General features: G+C 60.1%; 14 protein-coding genes. 4 read left to right on the forward strand and 10 right to left on the reverse strand.

The annotated features are described in order from the left end of the window. Positions 1 to 151 precede the first annotated feature (151 nt). The 10 genes from ACMYUN_RS09315 to ACMYUN_RS09360 all read right to left on the reverse strand — a co-directional run bounded on the left by ACMYUN_RS09315 (position 152) and on the right by ACMYUN_RS09360 (position 12,317). On the reverse strand, positions 152 to 865 hold the full coding sequence (locus tag ACMYUN_RS09315; RefSeq protein ID WP_056783159.1) for a TetR/AcrR family transcriptional regulator: 714 nt from the start codon (positions 863 to 865) through the stop codon (positions 152 to 154). A gap of 105 nt (positions 866 to 970) precedes the next feature. Beyond that, positions 971 to 2,473, reverse strand: coding sequence for a lysine--tRNA ligase (gene lysS / locus ACMYUN_RS09320; RefSeq protein ID WP_310406697.1), 1,503 nt, complete (start codon positions 2,471 to 2,473; stop codon positions 971 to 973). A gap of 79 nt (positions 2,474 to 2,552) precedes the next feature. Beyond that, positions 2,553 to 3,648 (reverse strand): peptide chain release factor 2 gene (gene prfB, locus ACMYUN_RS09325; protein WP_415763537.1). Its coding sequence is split into 2 segments (ribosomal slippage): positions 2,553 to 3,575 and positions 3,577 to 3,648, totalling 1,095 coding nucleotides; the frame shifts between segments, so codons are not numbered across the junction. 235 nt (positions 3,649 to 3,883) lie between these two features. Next, positions 3,884 to 4,885: a diguanylate cyclase domain-containing protein gene (locus ACMYUN_RS09330; protein ID WP_415763538.1), complete on the reverse strand. Its 1,002-nt coding sequence runs from the start codon at positions 4,883 to 4,885 to the stop codon at positions 3,884 to 3,886. A 48-nt stretch (positions 4,886 to 4,933) separates the two neighbouring features. Beyond that, entirely contained in the window at positions 4,934 to 5,944 is a 1,011-nt protein-coding gene (locus ACMYUN_RS09335; RefSeq protein ID WP_415763539.1) for a chemotaxis response regulator protein-glutamate methylesterase, read from the reverse strand. Further along, a complete protein-coding gene (locus tag ACMYUN_RS09340) occupies positions 5,941 to 8,211 on the reverse strand; it encodes a hybrid sensor histidine kinase/response regulator (RefSeq protein ID WP_039762406.1) in 2,271 nt (756 codons plus the stop codon). The genes ACMYUN_RS09335 and ACMYUN_RS09340 overlap by 4 nt, the downstream gene beginning before the upstream one ends. Then, complete coding sequence (locus ACMYUN_RS09345) at positions 8,208 to 8,891, reverse strand: chemotaxis protein CheW (protein WP_039762404.1); 684 nt, start codon at positions 8,889 to 8,891, stop codon at positions 8,208 to 8,210. Before ACMYUN_RS09345 ends, ACMYUN_RS09340 begins: the two co-directional genes overlap by 4 nt. Then, positions 8,888 to 10,162 (reverse strand): CheR family methyltransferase, encoded by a 1,275-nt coding sequence (locus tag ACMYUN_RS09350; RefSeq protein WP_415763540.1) that lies wholly within the window; start codon positions 10,160 to 10,162, stop codon positions 8,888 to 8,890. The genes ACMYUN_RS09345 and ACMYUN_RS09350 overlap by 4 nt, the downstream gene beginning before the upstream one ends. Beyond that, positions 10,159 to 10,695: a chemotaxis protein CheW gene (locus ACMYUN_RS09355; protein ID WP_415763541.1), complete on the reverse strand. Its 537-nt coding sequence runs from the start codon at positions 10,693 to 10,695 to the stop codon at positions 10,159 to 10,161. The genes ACMYUN_RS09350 and ACMYUN_RS09355 overlap by 4 nt, the downstream gene beginning before the upstream one ends. Continuing rightward, positions 10,695 to 12,317 carry a methyl-accepting chemotaxis protein gene (locus ACMYUN_RS09360; RefSeq protein ID WP_415763542.1) on the reverse strand — a complete coding sequence of 541 codons (1,623 nt, stop codon included), beginning with the start codon at positions 12,315 to 12,317 and terminating at the stop codon, positions 10,695 to 10,697. The genes ACMYUN_RS09355 and ACMYUN_RS09360 overlap by 1 nt, the downstream gene beginning before the upstream one ends. Before the next feature lie 573 nt (positions 12,318 to 12,890). Here ACMYUN_RS09360 and ACMYUN_RS09365 point away from each other — a divergent pair. From ACMYUN_RS09365 to ACMYUN_RS09380, 4 genes are all read left to right on the forward strand, one after another. Continuing rightward, positions 12,891 to 13,406 (forward strand): Hcp family type VI secretion system effector, encoded by a 516-nt coding sequence (locus tag ACMYUN_RS09365; protein ID WP_007949952.1) that lies wholly within the window; start codon positions 12,891 to 12,893, stop codon positions 13,404 to 13,406. A 134-nt stretch (positions 13,407 to 13,540) separates the two neighbouring features. After that, complete coding sequence (gene tssI / locus ACMYUN_RS09370; protein ID WP_415763543.1) at positions 13,541 to 15,583, forward strand: type VI secretion system tip protein TssI/VgrG; 2,043 nt, start codon at positions 13,541 to 13,543, stop codon at positions 15,581 to 15,583. Beyond that, positions 15,573 to 16,313, forward strand: coding sequence for a DUF4123 domain-containing protein (locus ACMYUN_RS09375; protein ID WP_341639169.1), 741 nt, complete (start codon positions 15,573 to 15,575; stop codon positions 16,311 to 16,313). Before tssI ends, ACMYUN_RS09375 begins: the two co-directional genes overlap by 11 nt. Next, positions 16,310 to 21,163, forward strand: coding sequence for an RHS repeat-associated core domain-containing protein (locus tag ACMYUN_RS09380; RefSeq protein WP_415763544.1), 4,854 nt, complete (start codon positions 16,310 to 16,312; stop codon positions 21,161 to 21,163). The genes ACMYUN_RS09375 and ACMYUN_RS09380 overlap by 4 nt, the downstream gene beginning before the upstream one ends. Positions 21,164 to 21,176 lie beyond the last annotated feature (13 nt).

A 21,176-nucleotide genomic window follows, 5' to 3' on the forward strand; every position in this document is an offset into this window, starting at 1 on the left:
TTGATCGTTCCCACGCTCTGCGTGGGAACGTCGCCCGGGACGCTCCGCGTCCCTTTTTGCTGCGTGACGCAGAGCGTCACAGGATGCATTCCCACGCGGAGCGAGGGAACGATCATCAACGGCTCGCTCCCACGGGGTGTAGCGTGAAACGCTAGACCGACGCCAATACAAGGTGCATATACCGCGTCAGGATCCCGAGCATGTCCTCTTCGGCCAATGGCTCGGCGTCGTTGAGCAGGCCCTGATATTCCATCCGCCCGATAATCGCCGTCAACACCTTGGCATCCTGTTGCGGTTCGCGCGAGCCCAGTACCTGGAACAACTGGCAGGTGCCCTGCAACAGAATCTGCTGATGCGAGCGCACCAGAATGGCCAGACGCGGATTGAGCAGCGCTTCCTGGCGGAACGCCTGTTCGGCCATCAGATGCTCACGGCGGTTGATCAGTTGCCGATGCACGTAATCGGCCATCAATCGCGCAATGTCATCGGCCAGTTGCGAGCGCGACTCCGGGCTGCCGTCGGCGCTGACCACCATTTCGCGCAACAGGCCTTCGTTGTTGATCCACAACTTGGCCATGTACGCCGCGCTGCGTTCAACGTATTGGGCGAAGGTATCGGTGAGCAGGTCATCGATGTCCTTGAAGTAATACGTGGTTGCCGACAGCGGCACGCCGGCCTCCGCCGCGACCGCACGATGGCGCACGGCACGGACGCCGTCGCGCACGACAATGCGCATCGCGGCGTCGAGAATGTCCTGGCGACGCTGCTCACTGCCCTGTCGGCTGGCCTTGCGGCCCTGGTACTGAACACTTTCAGCGACCGCAGTGGCGATACCCGCTGCACCTTCTTGAGCTATTGCACCCATCACGACAGCACTTCCTCTACTAATTCCAAATTAACCAATTGATACATTTGTACCAGACAGGCAATAAAAAGCCGCCTGTTTTAGGCGGCTTTTTAACTGAAACGTTTACGCTTGCGGTCGCATGTGCGGGAACAGGATCACATCGCGGATTGACGGCGAGTTGGTCAGCAACATCACCAGACGATCGATGCCGATACCTTCACCGGCGGTTGGCGGCATGCCGTACTCCAGCGCACGAACGAAGTCGGCGTCGTAATGCATGGCTTCGTCGTCACCGGCGTCCTTGTCGGCCACCTGCGCCATGAAGCGCTCGGCCTGGTCTTCGGCGTCGTTCAACTCGGAGTAAGCGTTGGCGATTTCACGGCCGCCGATGAACAGCTCGAAGCGGTCGGTGACGTTCGGGTTTTCGTCGTTGCGACGGGCCAGCGGCGACACTTCGAACGGGTACTGAGTGATGAAGTGCGGCTGCTCCAGCTTGTGCTCGACCAGCTCTTCGAAAATCATCACCTGCAATTTACCCAGACCTTCGAAGCCCAGCACCTTGGCGCCGGCCTTCTTGGCGATGGCGCGAGCCTTGTCGATGTCGTTCAGATCATCGGCAGTCAACTCAGGGTTGTACTTGAGGATCGAGTCGAACACCGACAGACGCACAAACGGCTCGCCGAAGTGGAACACCTTGTCGCCGTACGGCACGTCGGTACTGCCCAACACCAGCTGCGCCAGCTCGCGGAACAGTTCTTCGGTCAGGTCCATGTTGTCTTCGTAATCGGCGTACGCCTGATAGAACTCCAACATGGTGAATTCAGGGTTGTGGCGAGTCGAAACGCCTTCGTTGCGGAAGTTGCGGTTGATCTCGAACACCTTTTCGAAACCGCCAACCACCAGACGCTTCAGATACAGCTCCGGCGCGATACGCAGGAACATCGGCAGGTCCAGTGCGTTGTGGTGGGTTTCGAACGGCTTGGCCGCAGCGCCGCCGGGAATGGTCTGCAGCATCGGCGTTTCGACTTCGAGGAAGTCGCGCTTCATCAGGAAGCTGCGGATGTGCGCGATCACTTGCGAACGCACGCGGAAGGTCTGGCGCACGTCTTCGTTGACGATCAGGTCAACGTAGCGCTGGCGGTAGCGCTGTTCGGTGTCGGTCAGGCCGTGGTGCTTGTCCGGCAGCGGACGCAGCGACTTGGTCAGCAGGCGCACGTTGGTCATTTCAACGTACAGGTCGCCCTTGCCGGAACGCGCCAGGGTGCCTTCGGCGGCAATGATGTCGCCCATGTCCCAGGTTTTCACCGCGGCCAGGGTTTCTTCCGACAGCGTCTTGCGGTTGACGTAGACCTGAATGCGCCCGGTCATGTCCTGGATCACCATGAACGAGCCACGGTTGAGCATGATGCGACCGGCAACCTTGACCGGGATTGCAGCCTCTGCCAGCTCTTCCTTGGTCTTGTCCGCGTACTGTTTCTGCAAGGCATCGCAGTAGTTTTCGCGGCGGAAGTCGTTCGGGAAGGCATTGCCCTTGGCGCGCTCGGCAGCAAGCTTTTCCTTGCGCAGGGCGATCAGGGAGTTTTCTTCCTGTTGCAGGGCTTGCGGGTCGAGTTGTAGGTCGCTCATGTCTTTAAGTATTCCATCAGGTTCGTTGCCCCCAGCCTTCGGCTGGGGATCGCGGGCGAGCCCGCTCCCACAGAGGGTGTTACAGGCCGGATTTCAGGCTCGCTTCCAGATACTCGTCGATGTCGCCGTCGAGCACCTTGTCACAATCGCTGCGTTCGATGTTGGTGCGCAGATCCTTGATCCGCGACGCATCGAGCACGTAAGAGCGGATCTGGTGACCCCAGCCGATGTCCGACTTGGTGTCTTCCAGCGCTTGCGAGGCGGCGTTGCGCTTCTGCATTTCCTGCTCGTACAACTTGGCCCGCAGCATTTTCATCGCGGTGTCCTTGTTGGCGTGCTGGGAACGCTCGTTCTGGCAGCTGACCACGGTGTTGGTCGGTACGTGGGTGATACGTACGGCCGAGTCGGTGGTGTTTACGTGCTGACCACCGGCACCGGAAGAACGATAGGTGTCGATCCGCAGGTCTGCCGGATTGATTTCGATTTCCACCTTGTCATCGATCTCTGGCGAGACGAAAACCGCGGAGAACGAGGTGTGGCGACGGTTGCCGGAGTCGAACGGGCTCTTGCGCACCAGACGGTGCACGCCGATCTCGGTACGCAGCCAGCCAAAGGCGTATTCGCCCTTGATGTGCACGGTCGCGCCCTTGATACCGGCGACTTCACCGGCGGACAGTTCCATGATGGTCGCTTCGAAACCGCGTTTGTCAGCCCAGCGCAGGTACATGCGCAGCAGGATGTTGGCCCAGTCCTGCGCTTCGGTACCGCCGGAACCGGCCTGGATATCCAGGTAGGCGTTGTTCGGGTCCATTTCATGGCTGAACATGCGGCGGAATTCCAGCTTGGCCAGACTTTCCTCGAGACGGGCCAGCTCGGCGACGACATCGCCCACTGCGCCTTCGTCGTTTTCTTCGACGGCCATGTCCAGCAGGTCGCGGCAATCGGCCAGACCGCCGTTCAGTTCGTCGAGGGTATCGACGATCTGCGCCAGCGCGGCACGCTCGCGGCCCAGCTCCTGGGCGTATTCAGGTTTGTTCCAGACACTCGGATCTTCAAGCTCGCGATTGACTTCAGTCAGACGCTCATGCTTTTGATCGTAGTCAAAGATACCCCCGAATAGTTTCGGAGCGCTCGGACAGGTCCTTGATGGTGTTCAGGATCGGGTTGATTTCCATGACGGGCAGCACTCGTTGGCGAACTTTTGAAAGCCGGCGAGTATAACGTAAAGAGGCTGTCGCGGCAGCCCGTCTGGCGGGTCTGGGGGTGATTCACTTGACACTGACCTGACGCGATCTCCTGTGGGAGCGAGCCTGCTCGCGAAGGCGACCTGCCAGCCGCCGGCAATGTCGAGTGCACAACCGCTTTCGCGAGCAGGCTCGCTCCCACAGGTGGATTGCATCGTCAGGAAAGTTATTCGATCCCGACCTGATTGCGCCCATTGTTCTTGGCCAGATACAACCCGCGATCCGCCGCCGAAATCAGCAGCCGGCAATCACTGCCCGCCTGGGGCACCATGGTCGCCAGACCAATGCTGATGGTCAGACTGGAGCCTTCGGTCGGCGTGTTATGGGGAATCTTCAACGCCGCCACAGTCTGGCGCAGCTTCTCGGCCAACAGCCGCGCGCCGCCCGGCGAGGTGTTCGGCAGCACTAGCACAAACTCCTCGCCGCCATAACGCGCCGGCAGATCCGACGGTCGCGCGCTGGCGTCACGGATGGCTGCAGCAACCTTGCGCAACGCTTCATCGCCTTCCACGTGGCCGAAACTGTCGTTGTACGACTTGAAGTAATCGACGTCGATCATCAGCAATGACAGCTGCGTCTGATCGCGCAGTGAACGGCGCCACTCCAGCTCCAGGTACTCGTCGAAGTGCCGGCGGTTGGACAGCCCGGTCAGGCCGTCGGAGTTCATCAGCCGTTGCAGCACCAGATTGGTGTCGAGCAGTTGCTGCTGGCTGACCCGCAACGCTCGGTACGCCGCATCGCGTTGCAACAACGTCATGTAGGACCGCGAGTGGTAGCGGATGCGTGCGACCAGTTCGATGGTGTCCGGCAGTTTCACCAGGTAATCGTTGGCGCCGGCGGAGAACGCTGCGCTTTTGATCAGCGGGTCTTCCTTGGTCGAGAGGACGATGATCGGGATGTCCTTGGTCGCCGGGTGATTGCGGTATTCGCGCACCAGGCTCAGACCATCGAGGCCGGGCATCACCAGATCCTGCAGGATCACCGTCGGCTTGATTCGCACCGCCTGGGCGATGGCCTGCTGCGGGTCGGAGCAGAAGTGGAAGTCGATGTTTTCCTGATTCGACAGCCCACGGCGCACCGCTTCGCCGATCATCGCCTGATCATCCACCAACAACACCATGGCGGCGTTCTCGTCGGTTTTAATGTCGTCGATCTGTAAATCATTCATGGGCGGTCACCTGAGTACTGCGGGAGCCTGGATTGCCGATCAAGCTGTTCATTTGGGGAAAATCTCCAGCAATCGTGGCGCTATCTTTTCCAGCGGGCGGATTTCCACCGCAGCATCGATCGCCGCGGCAGCCTTGGGCATGCCGTACACCGCACTGCTGTGCTGATCCTGCGCAATGGTCAAATAACCCTGCTGGCGCATGAGCTTAAGCCCTTGCGCACCATCGCGCCCCATCCCGGTCAATAAAACCCCGACCGCGTCACCGTTCCAGTAACTGGCAACGCTCTCGAAAAACACGTCGATCGAAGGGCGGTAGATCTCGTTGACCGGTTCGGCGGTGTAGGCCAGCGTGCCGTTTTTCAACAGGCGAATATGGTGATTGGTCCCGGCCAGCAGCACCGCGCCACTTTGCGGCGGCTCGCCTTCGCGGGCCAGACGCACATCGAGGCCGCTGGCGCTGGCCAGCCATTCGGCCATGCCGGCGGCGAACACCTGATCGACATGCTGCACCAGCACGATCGCCGCGGAAAAATCCCTCGGCAGGCCTTTGAGCAACACTTCCAGTGCCGCCGGCCCACCAGCGGACGAACCGATCGCTACCAGCCGCTGACGCGACGGCGAGCTGCGCGGTGAACTCGGCGCCGGGCGCGAACGGGGTGCCTTGTCGCCGATCAGCCAGCCGATGTTGAGGATCTTGCGCAACAACGGCGCCGCCGCTTCCTGGGCATTGCCGGCGCCGATCGCCGGGGTGTCGACCACGTCCAGCGCGCCGTGGCCCATGGCCTCGAACACGCGGTGCACGTTCTGCTGACGATCCACCGTGACGATGACAATCGCGCACGGGGTCTCGGCCATGATCCGCCGCGTGGCTTCGACGCCGTCCATGATCGGCATGATCAGGTCCATCAGAATCAGGTCTGGCGTGCACTCGGCGCAGCGTTGCACCGCCTCGGCGCCGTTGCTGGCGACCCAGATCACCTGATGCGCCGGCTCGAAGGCCAGCGCTCGGCGCAGGGCCTCCACCGCCAGGGGCATGTCGTTGACGATTGCGATCCTCATGCCCGCGCTCCCCCGATGAGCTCGACCACTGCATCGAGCAGGGCGTCGTCATGAAAACTGGCTTTGGCTAGATAATAGTCGGCGCCGGCGTCCAGTCCACGGCGGCGGTCTTCTTCACGATCCTTGTACGACACGACCATCACCGGCAGCGATTGCAGACGGTTGTCGCGGCGCAGCAGCGTGACCAGCTCGATGCCGTCCATGCGTGGCATGTCGATGTCGGTGATCAGCAGATCGAAGTTCTCCGAACGCAGCGCGTTCCAGCCATCCATGCCGTCCACCGCCACCGCGACGTCGTAGCCGCGATTGAGCAGCAGTTTGCGTTGCAGCTCGCGCACAGTCAGCGAATCGTCGACCACCAAGACTCGTTTGCGCGCCGCTTCGGCAGCTTGATTGCCGTGGCGGGCGATGCGCTCCAGGCGCCCCGTATTGAGCAGCTTGTCCACCGAACGCAGCATGTCTTCGACATCGACGATCAGCACCACCGAGCCATCATCGAGCAAGGCCCCGGCGGAAATGTCCTGAACCTTGCCCAGACGCTCGTCCAGCGGCAACACCACCAGCGTGCGTTCACCCACGAAGCGCTCGACCGCCACCCCGTAAATCGCCTCGCGCTCACGGATCACCACGACTTTCAGGGTAGCGCCATCGTTCTGGCTGGCCGGGCGATTGAGCAACTGGCTGGCGGCAACCAGGCCGACATGTTGGCCTTCGTGCCAGAAATGCTGACGTCCTTCGACCTGCACGATGTCTTCCGGGGCCAGATCGCACATGCGTTCGATGTGCGCCAACGGGAACGCGTAAGCCTCTTCGCCGACTTCCACCACCAGACTGCGCACCACCGAAAGCGTCAGCGGCACTTCCAGATGGAAACGACTGCCCTCGCCCGCCGTCTGCTCCAGCACCACGGCCCCGCGCAATTGGCGAACCATGTGCTGAACCGCGTCGAGGCCGACGCCACGCCCGGACACTTCGGTGACTTTGTCGCGCAGGCTGAATCCCGGCAGAAACAGGAACGTCAGCAGCTCCTCTTCGCTCAATTGCGCTGCGGTTTCGGCTGGGGATAACTGCCGCTCGACGATGCTGCGGCGGACTTTCTCCAGATCGACGCCATTGCCGTCATCGCTCAATTCCAGCACCAGCAAACCGGCTTGATGGGACGCGCGCAGGCGAATCAGACCCTCTTCCGGCTTGCCCTTGAGCAGGCGTTGCTCCGGGGTTTCGATGCCGTGATCGACGGCGTTGCGCAGCAAGTGAGTCAGCGGCGCTTCGAGCTTTTCCAGCACATCGCGATCGACCTGGGTTTTCTCGCCTTCGATCTCCAGGCGCACCTGCTTGCCGAGGCTGCGACCGAGGTCGCGAACCATACGCGCCTGCCCGCTGAGCACGTCGGCGAACGGGCGCATGCGACAGGCCAGCGCGGTGTCATAGAGCACTTGCGCGCGCTGACTGGCCTGCCAGGCGAATTCGTCGAGTTCGGCGTTTTTCTCGCTGAGCAGTTGCTGCGACTCGGCGAGCAAACGTCGCGCATCTTCCAGCGACTCCAGCGCTTCCAGGCTCAGCGCATGCTCCTTGAGGTGCACATTGAGATTTTCCAGCGCGCGCAGGCCGTTGTTCTGCATGCGTTTGAGGCGCTGCATGGTCGCCAGATGCGGCTTGAGACGCTGGGTTTCCACCAGCGATTTGCTCGACAGATCGAGCAGGCTGTTCAGGCGTTCGGCGGTGACGCGCAATACGCGCTCGCCGCCCTCGGTAGTACGTTTGTTTTTGCGCGGGGTCGGCTCGGCGGGCTCGTCGACCATCGGCGCTGACACTATCGGCGCTGGCTCGATCTGCACCTCGGCCATCGGCGGCGCGGCAACCACAGCGGCTGACGCCGACGGATCGAGCAAACGCCCCATCAGCGCCACGTAGGCTTCAATGTCCGCAGGTTGCGGCGCATTGGCCGGCGTGGCGATGCGCATCAGCAGATCGGTGCCCTGCAACAACGCATCGATGTGCTCGGGACGCAGCAACAAACGCCCTTCCTGCGCGCTGACCAGGCAATCTTCCATGACGTGGGCGACGCTGACGCCGCTGTCGATACCAACGATCCGCGCCGCACCTTTGAGCGAGTGCGCCGCGCGCATGCACGACTCCAGTTGATCGGCCTGGGTCGGATTGCGCTCCAGCGCCAGCAGCCCGGCGCTGAGCACTTGGGTCTGGGCTTCGGCTTCGAGGCTGAACAGTTCGAGCAGGGAGGCGTCGCGCATTTGCTCGGGGGTCATGTCAGGCTCCGGGTCACGGCGGACAGCAGCTGCTCTTCATCCAGCCAGCGCAAGCTGCGACCGCGATATTGCAGAACGCCACGGGTGTACTTGGCACTGGCCTGCGCACCGGACTGTGACGCAGCATCGAGGATGCGTTCGTCGATGGCATGAATGCCGTCGACCTCGTCCACCGGCACCACCACCGGCCCGCCATGGGCAGCGATGATCAGCATGCGCGGCATGATTCGCCCGCCGCTGGCCGGCGCAACGCTGCCGTCGAGGTCGAGCAGTTCCACCAGCGACAGGCACGCGACCAAGGCGCCACGGACATTGGCCACGCCGAGCAAGGCTCGCGAGCGCTGGTGCGGCAGCGAGTGAATCGCTTGCAACGGCGCGACTTCGACAAGGCTGCGCGTCGCCAGGCCGAGCCATTCCTCGCCGAGGCGGAACATCAGCAGCGAGCGGGTTTTGACATCGGTTTCGACTTTGCTGACCACCGCTTCGCGCTGGTCCTGCTGCAACGAATAGCGGTCGAGCAGGCGCGTGGCTGCGGCGGAATATACCGAGCAGTTGCGGCAATGGATGTGCTCTTCCAGCAGCGGGCAGGACTTGTCGCCATGAATGCCGATGCGGTTCCAGCAATCGTCGATCGCGCGCGCGTCTTCGTGGGTAACGTTCAAGGTGTCGGACGCGCTCATCGTTTACGCTCACTGTCGGCGGTGCGCCCGCTGCGGGCGGCGCGCTCCTGCAATCGTCGGGCACCCGCCGTGTCGCCCTGGGCCTGCAGCAACGCGGCCAGGTGCATCAGCGCTTCGGGATGTTGCGGTTCAAGGTACAAGGCCTTGCGATAGAAACTCTGGGCCTCGAGGCTCAGGCCGGCGACATCGCTGAGCAGGCCGAGCCAATAGAACACCTGCGCCACCGGTTCATGGCTGCGCAGATAGTCTTCGCATGCGGCACGGGCCTCGGCGCTTTTGCCTTCGTTGGCCAGTGCGGCAATCTGCGCCAACAATGTCGCGGCGTCGGGATTGGCAGTTTTTTTCGTCACCGGCAAAGCCGTCACGGCAGCGAACGGCCGATTGCGCACTGGCGCTGGCGACGCCGCGCTGCGCAGTGGTTGGCTGACCGGCACGGCGACTGGTTTGGGCGTTGGCAACGGTTCGGGGTACGGCTCGCTGTGACGGCTGAAAGCGAACGACTGCGGGATGCCGATCGAGCGCATGCCCAAACGCCCGAGCAGACTGCCCTCCGCCGGGCCAATAAACAGCACGCCGTCGACATGAGTCAGGCGCTTGAGCACTTCGAGCACCTGCTTTTGCGTCGGCTGGTCGAAGTAGATCAGCAGGTTGCGGCAGAACACGAAATCGAAGGCAGGCTCGCTCGCCAACAGCGTCGGATCGAGGACATTGCCGACCTGCCAGCGCACCTGTTCGCGAACGTATTCGTTGACCCGGTGGCCGTCCTGCTCGGCAAAAAAGTGTCGTTCGCGGAATTCCAGATCCTGACCGCGAAACGAATTCCTGCCATACAACGCACGCCGCGCCTTTTCCACCGACAGCGGACTGATGTCCATGCCGTCGACCTTGAATTGATGCGGCCGCAATCCGGCATCAAGCAAGGCCATGGCAATCGAGTAGGGTTCTTCGCCGGTAGAGCACGGCAGGCTGAGGATGCGCAGCGCGCGCATATTGTTGAGTTCTTTAAGCCGGGCTCGCGCCAGTTTGCCCAGCGTCGCGAAGGATTCCGGGTAGCGGAAAAACCACGTCTCCGGGACGATCACCGCTTCGATCAGCGCCTGCTGTTCATCCCGCGAGCCTTGCAACAGCTGCCAATATTCGTCGGCATGGGCAGCCTGGGACAACGTGGTGCGCTGGCGTACGGCACGCTCGATGATCGCCGCGCCCACCGACGCGACATCAAGGCCAATGCGTTCTTTGAGAAAATCGAAAAAGCGCTGATCACCACTCATGGCTGCGCCTCTAACTGCGCCGGATCACGCGGCGGGTCGGGGAACAGCACACTGCGCACGGCGTCATCGAGCAAGTCATTGACCCGCACCCATTGCAGCAATCCCTGCGCATCTTCGCGCACCGGACCGAGGTACGGCGCCTCGCGGTTGTCGAGGCCGTAAGGCTGGAAATCTTGCGGATGGCAGCGCAGCGTGTCGGTGGCCTGCTCGAGAATCAGCCCGAGCCATTGCGCTGCTTGCGCTGGATCCGGCTGATAATTGACCAGCACCAAGCGCGTGCTGGTCCGCGCCTCGGCGGGCTGCCCAAACGTCAGCGCGCTGAGATCAATCACCGGCACCACCGCCCCGCGATAGGCGAACACCCCGGCCACCCAATGCGGTGCCCGGGCAATCGGTTTCAGCGGCAGGCGCGGCAGCACTTCGGCCACTTCGGTGGCACGCAGGGCGTAGCGTTCGCTGCCGATGCGAAACAGCAGAAACAGCGCTTGCTTCGCCACTGGCGCAGCGCCACGTTTGGCGATGATTTCGCTCATCAGACTTTGAATCGCGAAACGCCGCTGCGCAGGCCGACGGCCACCTGGCTCAGTTCGTCGATGGCGAAACTGGCCTGACGCAGCGATTCGACGGTCTGGCTGCTGGCATCGCCCAACTGCACCAGCGCATGGTTGATCTGCTCGGCGCCGGTGGCCTGGGCCTGCATGCCCTCGTTGACCATCAACACCCGCGGCGCCAGCGCTTGCACTTGATGGATGATCTGCGACAACTGCTCGCCGACCTGCTGCACTTCCGACATGCCCCGGCGTACTTCTTCGGAAAACTTGTCCATGCCCATCACCCCGGCCGACACCGCCGACTGGATCTCGCGAACCATCTGTTCGATGTCGTAGGTGGCCACGGCGGTCTGATCGGCCAGACGCCGGACTTCGGTGGCGACTACGGCAAAACCGCGACCGTACTCGCCGGCCTTCTCGGCTTCGATCGCCGCGTTGAGTGACAGCAGATTGGTCTGGTCGGCCACCTTGACGATGGTCACCACCACCTGATTGATGTTGCCGGCCTTCTCGTTGAGGATCGCCAGTTTGGCATTGACCAGATCGGCCGCGCCCATGACCGAGTGCATGGTGTCTTCCATGCGCGCCAGGCCTTGCTGGCCGGAGCCGGCGAGCACCGAGGCCTGATCGGCAGCGGTGGACACTTCGGTCATGGTGCGCACCAGATCCCGCGACGTCGCAGCAATCTCGCGGGAGGTTGCGCCGATTTCGGTGGTAGTCGCTGCGGTTTCGGTGGCGGTGGCCTGTTGCTGCTTGGACGTGGCAGCGATCTCGGTCACCGAGGTGGTCACCTGTACCGAAGAGCGCTGGGCCTGGGACACCAGCGACGTCAGCTCGGTCATCATGTCGTTGAAGCCGGTTTCGACCGCGCCGAACTCGTCCTTGCGATCGAGATTCAGACGCGAACTCAGGTCACCGGTGCGCATGATGTCGAGGATGGTCACGATGCGGTTCATCGGCGCCATGATCGCGCGCATCAACAGCAGACCACAGAGGCCGGCGGCCAGCACCGCAACCAGCAGGGAAATGACCATGCTGACTTTGGCCGTTGCGACCGCGTCGTCGATGTTGGCCATGGCCTCGTCGGCAACGCGCTTGTTCTCGCCAATGATGTCGTTGAGTTTCATGCGCCCGGTGTACCAGGCCGGGGTCAGTTTCTCGTTGAACAGCTTGATGGCGTCGGCTTCCAGATTGCGCTTGTGCAGGTCCAGCACGGCATCCTGAATCTGGATGAAGGTATCGTGGTACTTCTCAAACAGGGCGAATTCGGAGCGGTCTTCATCGGTGGCCATGGTCTTGCGATAGCTGGCCATATGTTCTTGCAGACGCGCCTCGAACGCCTTGTAGTCCGCAGCGTCTTCACTGGAAACGCCCTGGCCTTCCTTGAGGCCGAGCAGTTTTTGGGTCTGCAAATAACTGTCGACCCAAGCGCCGCGAATCATCGAGCTGTAATAGACGCCGGGAATGGCATCGTCGCGCACGCTGTTCTCACTGGCCTCGATCTTCAACAACCGCGAGTAGGACAGCACTACCATCAACAGCATGATGGCGATAATCACCGCAAAGCTCGCCAAAATGCGTTGGCGCAACGTCCAGTTCTTCACAGTGAATCCTCGTGCCTGATCGAAATGCGGGGAGTATAGCCGAGCGCGGTGTTTCATTTATAAGACGCTTTCTAACCCGGGTTTAGAGCAACCCTGTAGGAGTGAGCCTGCTCGCGATAGCGGTGTGTCAGTGCCTATGGTTTGCCTGAACAGACGCCTTCGCGAGCAGGCTCGCTCCCACAGGTGTTGTGGTGGGCTCAAGATTGCGGCTAGCCAAAATCCCCTGTGGGAGCGAGCCTGCTCGCGAAGCAACCATCTCGGTCCCGGCAAATACCCAACTGCGCAAGAAGTTGCGCAGTTGGTCGTAATATTTCAGGGCCTAAATTCCCTGTAGCCCAAGCCGGGCAAGGCCTGCAGCCAAGTGCGCAAGAAGTTGCGCAGTACTGCGCAACTTCTTGCGCACTTTCTCCCGGTTATCGCGGTGAAAATCGCCGCGAATGATGACCAACCACCGCGCCGCCCCCGCCATCCGGGCATCGCACAAAACCTGGCACGCTCCTTGATAACTCTCAGCCACCCACCGGGCGATTTCGCCTCCGGGCACCCTAACTTTATCCGCAAGGAGAGCACCCCATGGCAACACCAGCGTACATGTCGGTTACCGGCGAAAAACAAGGCCTGATCACTGCCGGCGCTTTCACCGCCGACTCCGTTGGCAACACCTACCAGGAAGGCCACGAAGACCAGGTCATGGTTCAGGCTTTCACCCACGACGTGATCATCCCGCGTGACCCGCAATCCGGTCAGCCAACCGGTCAGCGCGTTCACAAGCCAGTTGTGATCACCAAAGTCTACGACAAGGCTTCGCCACTGCTGCAAGCAGCACTGACTTCCGGCGAGCGCATGAGCGAAATCGTTATCCAGTGGTACCGCACTTCGGCTCAAGGCACCCAAGAGCACTACTACACCACCAAACTGGAAGACGCGATCATCGTCGCCATCAACAACAAAATGCACAACTGCCAGGATCCAGGCAACGCGCACTTCACCCACCTGGAAGAAGTGCAGTTCACCTACCGCAAAATCACCTGGACCCACGAAGTATCCGGTACTTCGGGTTCCGATGACTGGCGTGCTCCAGTCGTTTAATTACGGCTGACCGTTACACGCATCGGCCAGCTCTGCTGGTCGATGTTGTTTACGCCCCTCCAGAATTTCGCGTACGTTGAGCCGCTTTTTTGCGGCCGTCGACGGGCGCCGCTGTACAGCACGAGGAACAAGGGATGTTCGCGCCGGCCAATGAAACCCACTTTGCCCTGACCATCGAAGGGCTTTCCGCCGATTTCCAGGTGTTTACCCTCACCGGACGGGAAGCCATCAGCCAGCCTTTTGTCTTTGAGGTGGAGCTGGTCAGTGAGCAGCCGTCGCTGGACCTCGAAACCCTGCTGCACAAACCGGCCTTTCTGCAGCTGTCTCCTGACGGCAGCGGCATTCATGGCCTGATCTACCGCGCCGCGCAAGGCGATTCCGGCAAGCGCCTGACCCGTTATTCGGTGACCCTGCGCCCGCAACTGGCGTATCTGGCGCACCGCATCAACCAGCGCATCTTCCAGAACCTCACGGTGCCGAAAATCATCGGCATGGTGCTGGAAGAGCACGGCATTCAAGGCAACGCCTACGAATTCAAGACCGGCTCGATCTATCCCGAACGCATCTACTGCGTACAATACGACGAGTCGGATCTGCACTTCATCCAGCGCCTGTGCGAAGAGGAAGGCATTCACTTCCACTTCCAGCACAGCGCCACGGCGCACAAGCTCGTTTTCGGCGATGACCAGACGGTGTTCCCGAAACTGGCACCTGTGCCCTATCAGCAAGACTCGGGCATGGTCGCCAGCAACCCGGTGATCAAGCGTTTCGACCTGCGCCTGGAAACCCGCACCAGCCGCACCACCCGCCGCGACTACGACTTCGAAAAACCGCGCCTGACCCTGGAAAGCGAGAACCGTGGCGACGCCCTGCCCGACCTCGAAGACTACGATTACCCGGGCCGCTTCATCGACCGCGAGCGCGGCAAACATTTGGCCAAACGCGCCCTCGAACGCCATCGCAGCGACTTCCAATTGGCCGAAGGCAAGAGTGATCAGCCGTTGCTGGTCAGCGGCCATTTCCTCGCCCTGACCGAACACCCGAAAGCCAAGTGGAACGACCTCTGGCTGCTCACCGAAGTCCTGCATGAAGGCAAGCAGCCGCAAGTGCTCGAGGAGTCGGTGACCAGCGACACCACCGCGCTGAAAGACGATTTCCATCAGGGTTATCGCAACCGCTTTCAGGCCACCCCGTGGGACGTACCCAATCGCCCGCCGCTGCGCCACCCGAAACCGCGCATCCTCGGCAGCCAGAGCGCGGTGGTTACCGGCCCGAAAGGCGAAGAAATCCACTGCGACGAATACGGCCGGGTCAAAGTCCAGTTCCATTGGGACCGCGAAGGTCAGGCCGACGACAAGACCAGTTGCTGGCTGCGCGTCTCCAGCGCCTGGGCCGGCGCCCAATACGGCGGCATCGCCATCCCGCGCATCGGCATGGAAGTGCTCGTCACCTTCCTTGAAGGCGACCCCGATCAACCACTGATCAGCGGCTGCCTGTACCACAAGGAAAACACCGTCCCGTACGCGCTGCCGGCCAACAAGACCCGCAGCACCTTCAAGACCCTGAGCTCGATGGGCGGCGGTGGTTACAACGAACTGCGCATCGAAGACAAAAAAGGTCAGGAACAGATCTACCTGCACGCCCAGCGCGACTGGGACGAAAACATCGAGCACGACCAGAAAATTCGCGTCGGCAACGAACGCCACGACACCGTCGAGCAAAACAGCTACACCGAGTTCAAGGCCGAAGAACACCACACCGTCTACGCCGACCGCAAAGTCGAAACCCGCGCCAACGACCACCTCACCGTCGGTGTGAATCAGCACATCAAGATCGGCACCGGCCAGTTCATCGACGCCGGCCAGGAAATCCACCTGAGCAGCGGCATGAAAGTGGTCATGGAGGCTGGCGCGGAACTGACTCTGGTCGGCGGCGGCAGCTTCATCAAGATCGACGCCGGCGGCGTGACCTTGAGCGGCCCGGTAATCAACATGAACTCCGGCGGCAGCCCCGGCGTTGGTACGGGCGCCGCGCCGTTGATGCCCGGCGTGCTGAAACAGGCGGATGCCGACAAGGCCGGCCAGGTCCTGACCCCGGCCCAGATCAACACCCTCAAACGCAACGCGCCGTTCTGCGAAGAATGCGAAAAATGCAAGGCAGGTGCCTGTGCCATCTGATCGATTGACACCCAAAGACTGGCTGGCGCAACAGCCGTTGCAGAGTGGCGAGCGTTTGTATCTGGTGATCAGTGCGGCGAGCGATGCCGACGCCCTGAAAACCCTGTACCTCACCGAACCCACCGCCCAGCTCCTGCCGATCTGGGGCGGCACACCCTACTCCACTTGGCAACCGGTGATGCCCTACGTCACCGAACTCAAACCGAACTCGGCACTCCTGCCCTGGATCGCCGAAACCGACGTCCTCGACTGGGGCTGGCTGGCCGTCTCACGCGCCGAACCGAACGACGTGTTCGAGCACCTGCGCAGCCTGACACAGGTGAAGATGCCTGACGGGACGGAGGTGTTTTTCCGCTTCTGGGATGGGCGGCACATCTACCCGATTTTGAAGGGGCTTGGGGAGAAGGCTGGGGAAGTACTGCCGGTGTTTGAGCGGTATCTGATCAATGGGCAAACGCTGGAGGTTGGGACACGGGTTTTGCCGAAGGTGCGGGACTGGCCGTGGTGGGAGGTGCCCGAGAAGCTACTCAAACAGCTTGCCGAGGGCGACCTAAACACTGTCATCGACAACCTGATGCAGTGGCTGGGTGAAGACTGTCCTGAGCTGTATTTCGCATTTCCTGAAAACAACCTGCGCCGCAAAGTCGAACGCTTCGTCCGACATCAACCGAATACCGAAGACATGGCAGAGCGCCTCGCCGCGCAGCTGACAAAGGAAGTCAACGCATGATTAGCAGCCCACTGGGAACCTTGGTTCTTCAGGTACTGGACGCCAAAGCTCCCGACGTTAACCTGATCCTTAAAGACTTCAATAATTGCCTGAGCGACTACAAAAATTGGGCGGATGGTTTCTGGACAGGCTGGGCTATGGACGTCGACCAGAAATTCAAGGTTGGCAATGAGGTCAGCGTTACGCAGCGTAGAACCAGGACAGGGGCAGTCGAGACCTTTGCCGTGTGTCCAAAGGATGGCAAGTTTACGCTGATCCATGCATTCGAGACCGCACGCTACGTGCCCATCGGCGATACCCCGGTGCGCATCGAACAGGTCGAAAAAGCAATGATTGGCTACTCCGTGGTAGGAGCCCCGATCAATAAAAAGATTGGCCCCAGTGGTATCGAAACTATCGATAACTGCATCCCGGGGAAACACTATCGCATCACCTTTTTTCCAGACGTCTCCGAAAGCGATGTCAAAGCTCTTTATGGTTCTTATAAAGGTGTGATCAGCGATCTCGACGGCTGGTTGAGAAGCGAGTGGGCGAGCAAGTTCCAAGCGCAGTGGAGCACCTACTCTGCGGCGGATCGTGCGGGTCGCGCGATGATTCTGCTGAAAGAAGCGCTCGATAGCTTCGAGCAGGCGCTACTCAGTTTATGGGATGACTTGAAAAACCTTGTCGGTCTTCTGGCCGATCCGATAGGGAATGCCAAAAAGCTTCGCGACTACTTATCAGACCTTGAACTCGAAAAGCTCTACGCGACCTCCAAAGACGCAATTGCCTCTGCCTTGTTGATACTCAACGACGAACCGCTGATGTTTATCTACATCTCGGCAATTGTGGCCTGGGTGGGCATGCTGCCGCCGCAGGTGATCGTCAACGTGATCGCAAGCATCGGCGTCGAGTTCCTGATCAACGTAGTCATCGGTATCTGTCTTACGGGCGGAGCCGGCCTTGCCGTGCGGTTGGGGACCAAGGCCCTGAGCAAAATGAAGCCTGGGGGAGCACTCAAATACCTTGAGGGTTTGGCTGAACAGTTGATGTCGGCTAGCAGCAAACATAGCCTTCCGGCCCATACAGAGCTTTCCAAGCCTGTAATGCTCAAGGCCAAGGATGTTCCACTGAACGCAGGTAAGAAGGCACCTCTTTCCATCGGTGTTACTGATACTGGTGGTGGCCCTGTGCCTCTTCCCAAGACCGCTGATACCCCCACGCTTAAGGAGCCGAACGCCTCGGTGTTTGCTCGGAAGAAAACAGAACCGCAAAGCCTGCTGGTGAAAAACGAACCGGTTAATGACGCACCTAAGCAGTCCACGAACCCGGCTAATCAAGCGGCACAGTGCAAATCCAAAACCCGTTGCGAGGGCGACCCCATTTCGATGGTCACCGGTGAGGAACTACTAACCCTCACTGATGGAAAATTGGACGGCCTGCTACCGCTGGAATGGGTACGTCTTTACCGCACCAGCGCGGTAGAGATCGACAACCGTCTAGGCTTCGGCTGGAGCCATCCGCTATCACATAGTTTACAAATCAGCGATGACGTCGTGCTGTGGACTGACAACGAAAACCGTCGGACCGAGTTCCCTCTACCTAACGAACAGCGTCCGTCCATCACCAATAGCCTTTCCGAGGCGGCGATTTTCATAGGGGATGCGCCAGGCGAATTGATCTTGGCTCAGGCCGGAGAGGACACACGTTTTTATCATTTCCGCGCCGGACGCCTGACTACCATTAGCGATGCCTACGACAACCAATTGCACATCAGCTATGACTTGGTTGATCGCATCCAGCGCATCGATAACGGAGCGGGACGTTCTTTGCTCCTGCGCTATGAAGATCGCCATATTGTCGCCGTTGACTACCAACAATTAGGTCAGGAGTACAACGAACGAGGCGAACGCCAAGACCCGTGGCAGACGGTCAAGACACTGGTTAGCTATAAGTACAACGAGCGTAATCAACTGATAAGCGCCACCAATGCCGTTGGGGAAGTCGAGCACTATCACTATGACGAGCAGCATGTAATCCAACAGCGCCAACTGGCCGGCGGCGCAAGCTTTCACTGGGAGTGGGAACGCGAAGGCAAGTGGGCCCGTTGTACTCGTCAGTGGTCCAATATTGCGCAGATCGATGCGCGTTATGTTTGGGACGATGAAGGCACAGTTACTGTCGCTAATGCAGACGGCAGCGAGCAGATTTACGTCCACGATAAAAACGCTCGACTGGTCAGCGAGACCGGTCCGGATGGTGCAGAAACACAAAGAGCCTATGATGAAAAAGGTCAGCTAATTGCTGAAAAGGACCCTCTTGGCGCCATCACAGAATATCGATACAACGAAGCCGGACGCCTGGTCGCAATCATTCCCCCTGAAGACCAACCGACTACTTACGAGTATCACAACGGTTTCATACGAGTAGTCCGTCGGGGCAAGGCCACTTGGAAATACCAGCGGAACCTTCAGGGCGACATCACCCAGCAGACCGACCCCGACGGCAATGAGACGTGCTACCGCTATGACCGCCGAGGCCGCTTGCTGGAAATTACCCACCCCGACGGTAGCCGCCATCAGCTCGACTGGAACGGCCTTGGGCAATTGCTTGAAGAACGTCTGCCCGATGGAGGCCAGCGCAAGTACCGCTACGATTCATTCGGCCGATTGATCACCCGCCAAGACGAGAGCGGCGCCATCACCCATTATCAATGGGACGCAGCGCAGCGCTTGGCGCAGATCACTTTACCCGGTGGCACGACACGCACTTTCAGTTACAACGCCTACGGCAAAGTCACCGCCGAACGCGACGAGCTGGGCCGTATCACTCGCTACGAATACGCCGACAACCTGCACTTGGTCAGCCGCCGCATCAATCCGGATGGCAGCCAACTTCGCTACCGCTACGACAACTCGCAACTCAACCTCACCGAGATTGAGAACGAGCGCGGCGAACGCTATCAGCTCGACTACTACTCAAATGGCCTGATCCAGCAAGAAATCGGCTTCGACGGTCGCCGCACTGCCTACGAGTATGACCTCAAAGGCCAGTTGCTGAAGAAAACCGAATTCGGCGACGACGGCAGCGAACTGGTCACCGAATACCAGCGCGACGCCTCCGGTCGCCTCCTGGTCAAAACCCTGCCCGACAGCGAAGAGATTCACTACAGCTACGACGCACTGGGTCGCTTGGTAAATATTGATGATGGTCATTGGCCGCTTGCATATGAATACGATGTACAGGACCGCCTGATCACTGAACACCAAGGCTGGGGCACCACACGTTACGAATATGACAGCGTCGGCCAATTGAGCCATTGTCGCCTGCCCGATGGAAGCACGCTCGACTACCGTCATTTGTCCGGTGGGCGCCTGAGCAGCATCGACCTCAACGGTTCTCGCCTGACCAGCCACCAATTCAGCGCCGGTCGCGAACTACAACGCCAACAAGGACTATTGCTCAGCCAATACCAGTACGACGAACAAGGTCGTTTGCAAGCACACAGCGTCAGTCAGCGTGATAAGAACCTGTTCCAGCGTCGCTATGAATACGACGCCATTGGCAACCTTTCCGGCGTCGACGATAGCCGCAAAGGCAATCGCAGCTATCACTACGACCCACTCGATCGTCTGATCAGCGTGCGCGGCGCCACACCGGAAAGCTTCGCCCATGACCCGGCGGGTAACCTGCTTGGCCAAACCAACGAAGGCACCGCCAACCTCGCCAACGTCAAAGGCAACCGCCTGTTGATGCAGGGTGACCGGCATTACGACTACGACGCCTACGGCAATCTGATTCGCGAACGCCGCGGCGCCGCCCAGAAAGTCGTCACCGAGTACCGCTATGACCGCCAGCATCGCCTGATCGGCGTCAGCCTGCCAGGCGGAAGCACAGCTAGCTACAAGTACGACGCCTTCGGCCGCCGTATCGAAAAAACGGTCGACGGCCGTACCACCGAGTTCTTATGGCAAGGCGAACGTCTGATCGCAGAAAGCGCAGAAAACCGGTATCGCAGCTATATCTACGAACCTGGCAGTTTCCGTCCTCTGGCAATGCTCGACGGCGAAGGCCCCCTGAAGGCAACGCCGTTCTATTACCAACTTGACCACCTCGGTACCCCTCAAGAACTCACCGACTACAGCGGCGAAATCATGTGGTCGGCGAAGTACCGTGCCTATGGCAACCTCGCGGCATTGGATGTCAGTGAAATCGACAACCCGCTGCGGTTCCAAGGTCAGTACTTCGATGCGGAGACGGGCCTCCATTACAACCGCCATCGTTACTACAATCCGGGAACTGGGCGGTTTCTGACGCCGGATCCGTTCAAACTCGCAGGAGGGTTGAACAACTACCAATACGTCCCTAACCCCACTATGTGGGTGGATCCGTTGGGATTGGAGTGCCTAGAGGCGGATGGAGGCAAGGCAAAAACTGCCGGAGCAGTGGATCCGGTTGCAGCAAACCGTAATGAAGCACTAAGCGGTATGGCGACGCCATTGGATCCCCACGCATATAGCGTTTTATACGAGACCAAAATTGGCCCGGATGTGCTAGCAGTTCCGAACCGCGCAGAACATTTCAAGGTTGCAAACGAAAGCCTCTTAAAGTCAGCCGATACTGATGCAGATTTTAATAAAATAATGGAAACCATGGTGCCAGGATTCAGACGTGTAAAGGGCACCAAGATACCAACCAAAGGCATTAGCCCTGGTAAGGAGGTCACATGGCATCACGTACCGGGAACGGATACACTCCAGCTGGTATGGCGCTATCAACATGAACAATCGAAAGGTCCTCAATGGAATGCTCTTTGGCAGAAGATGTTCCACCCCGGAAACAAAGGGGGCTTTGCGGATGGAAAGAAATAATTACGGAGGGCTG

It is taken from the genome of Pseudomonas sp. CP4 (assembly GCF_047758505.1).
GTDB classification, from domain to species: domain Bacteria; phylum Pseudomonadota; class Gammaproteobacteria; order Pseudomonadales; family Pseudomonadaceae; genus Aquipseudomonas; species Aquipseudomonas fluorescens_AO.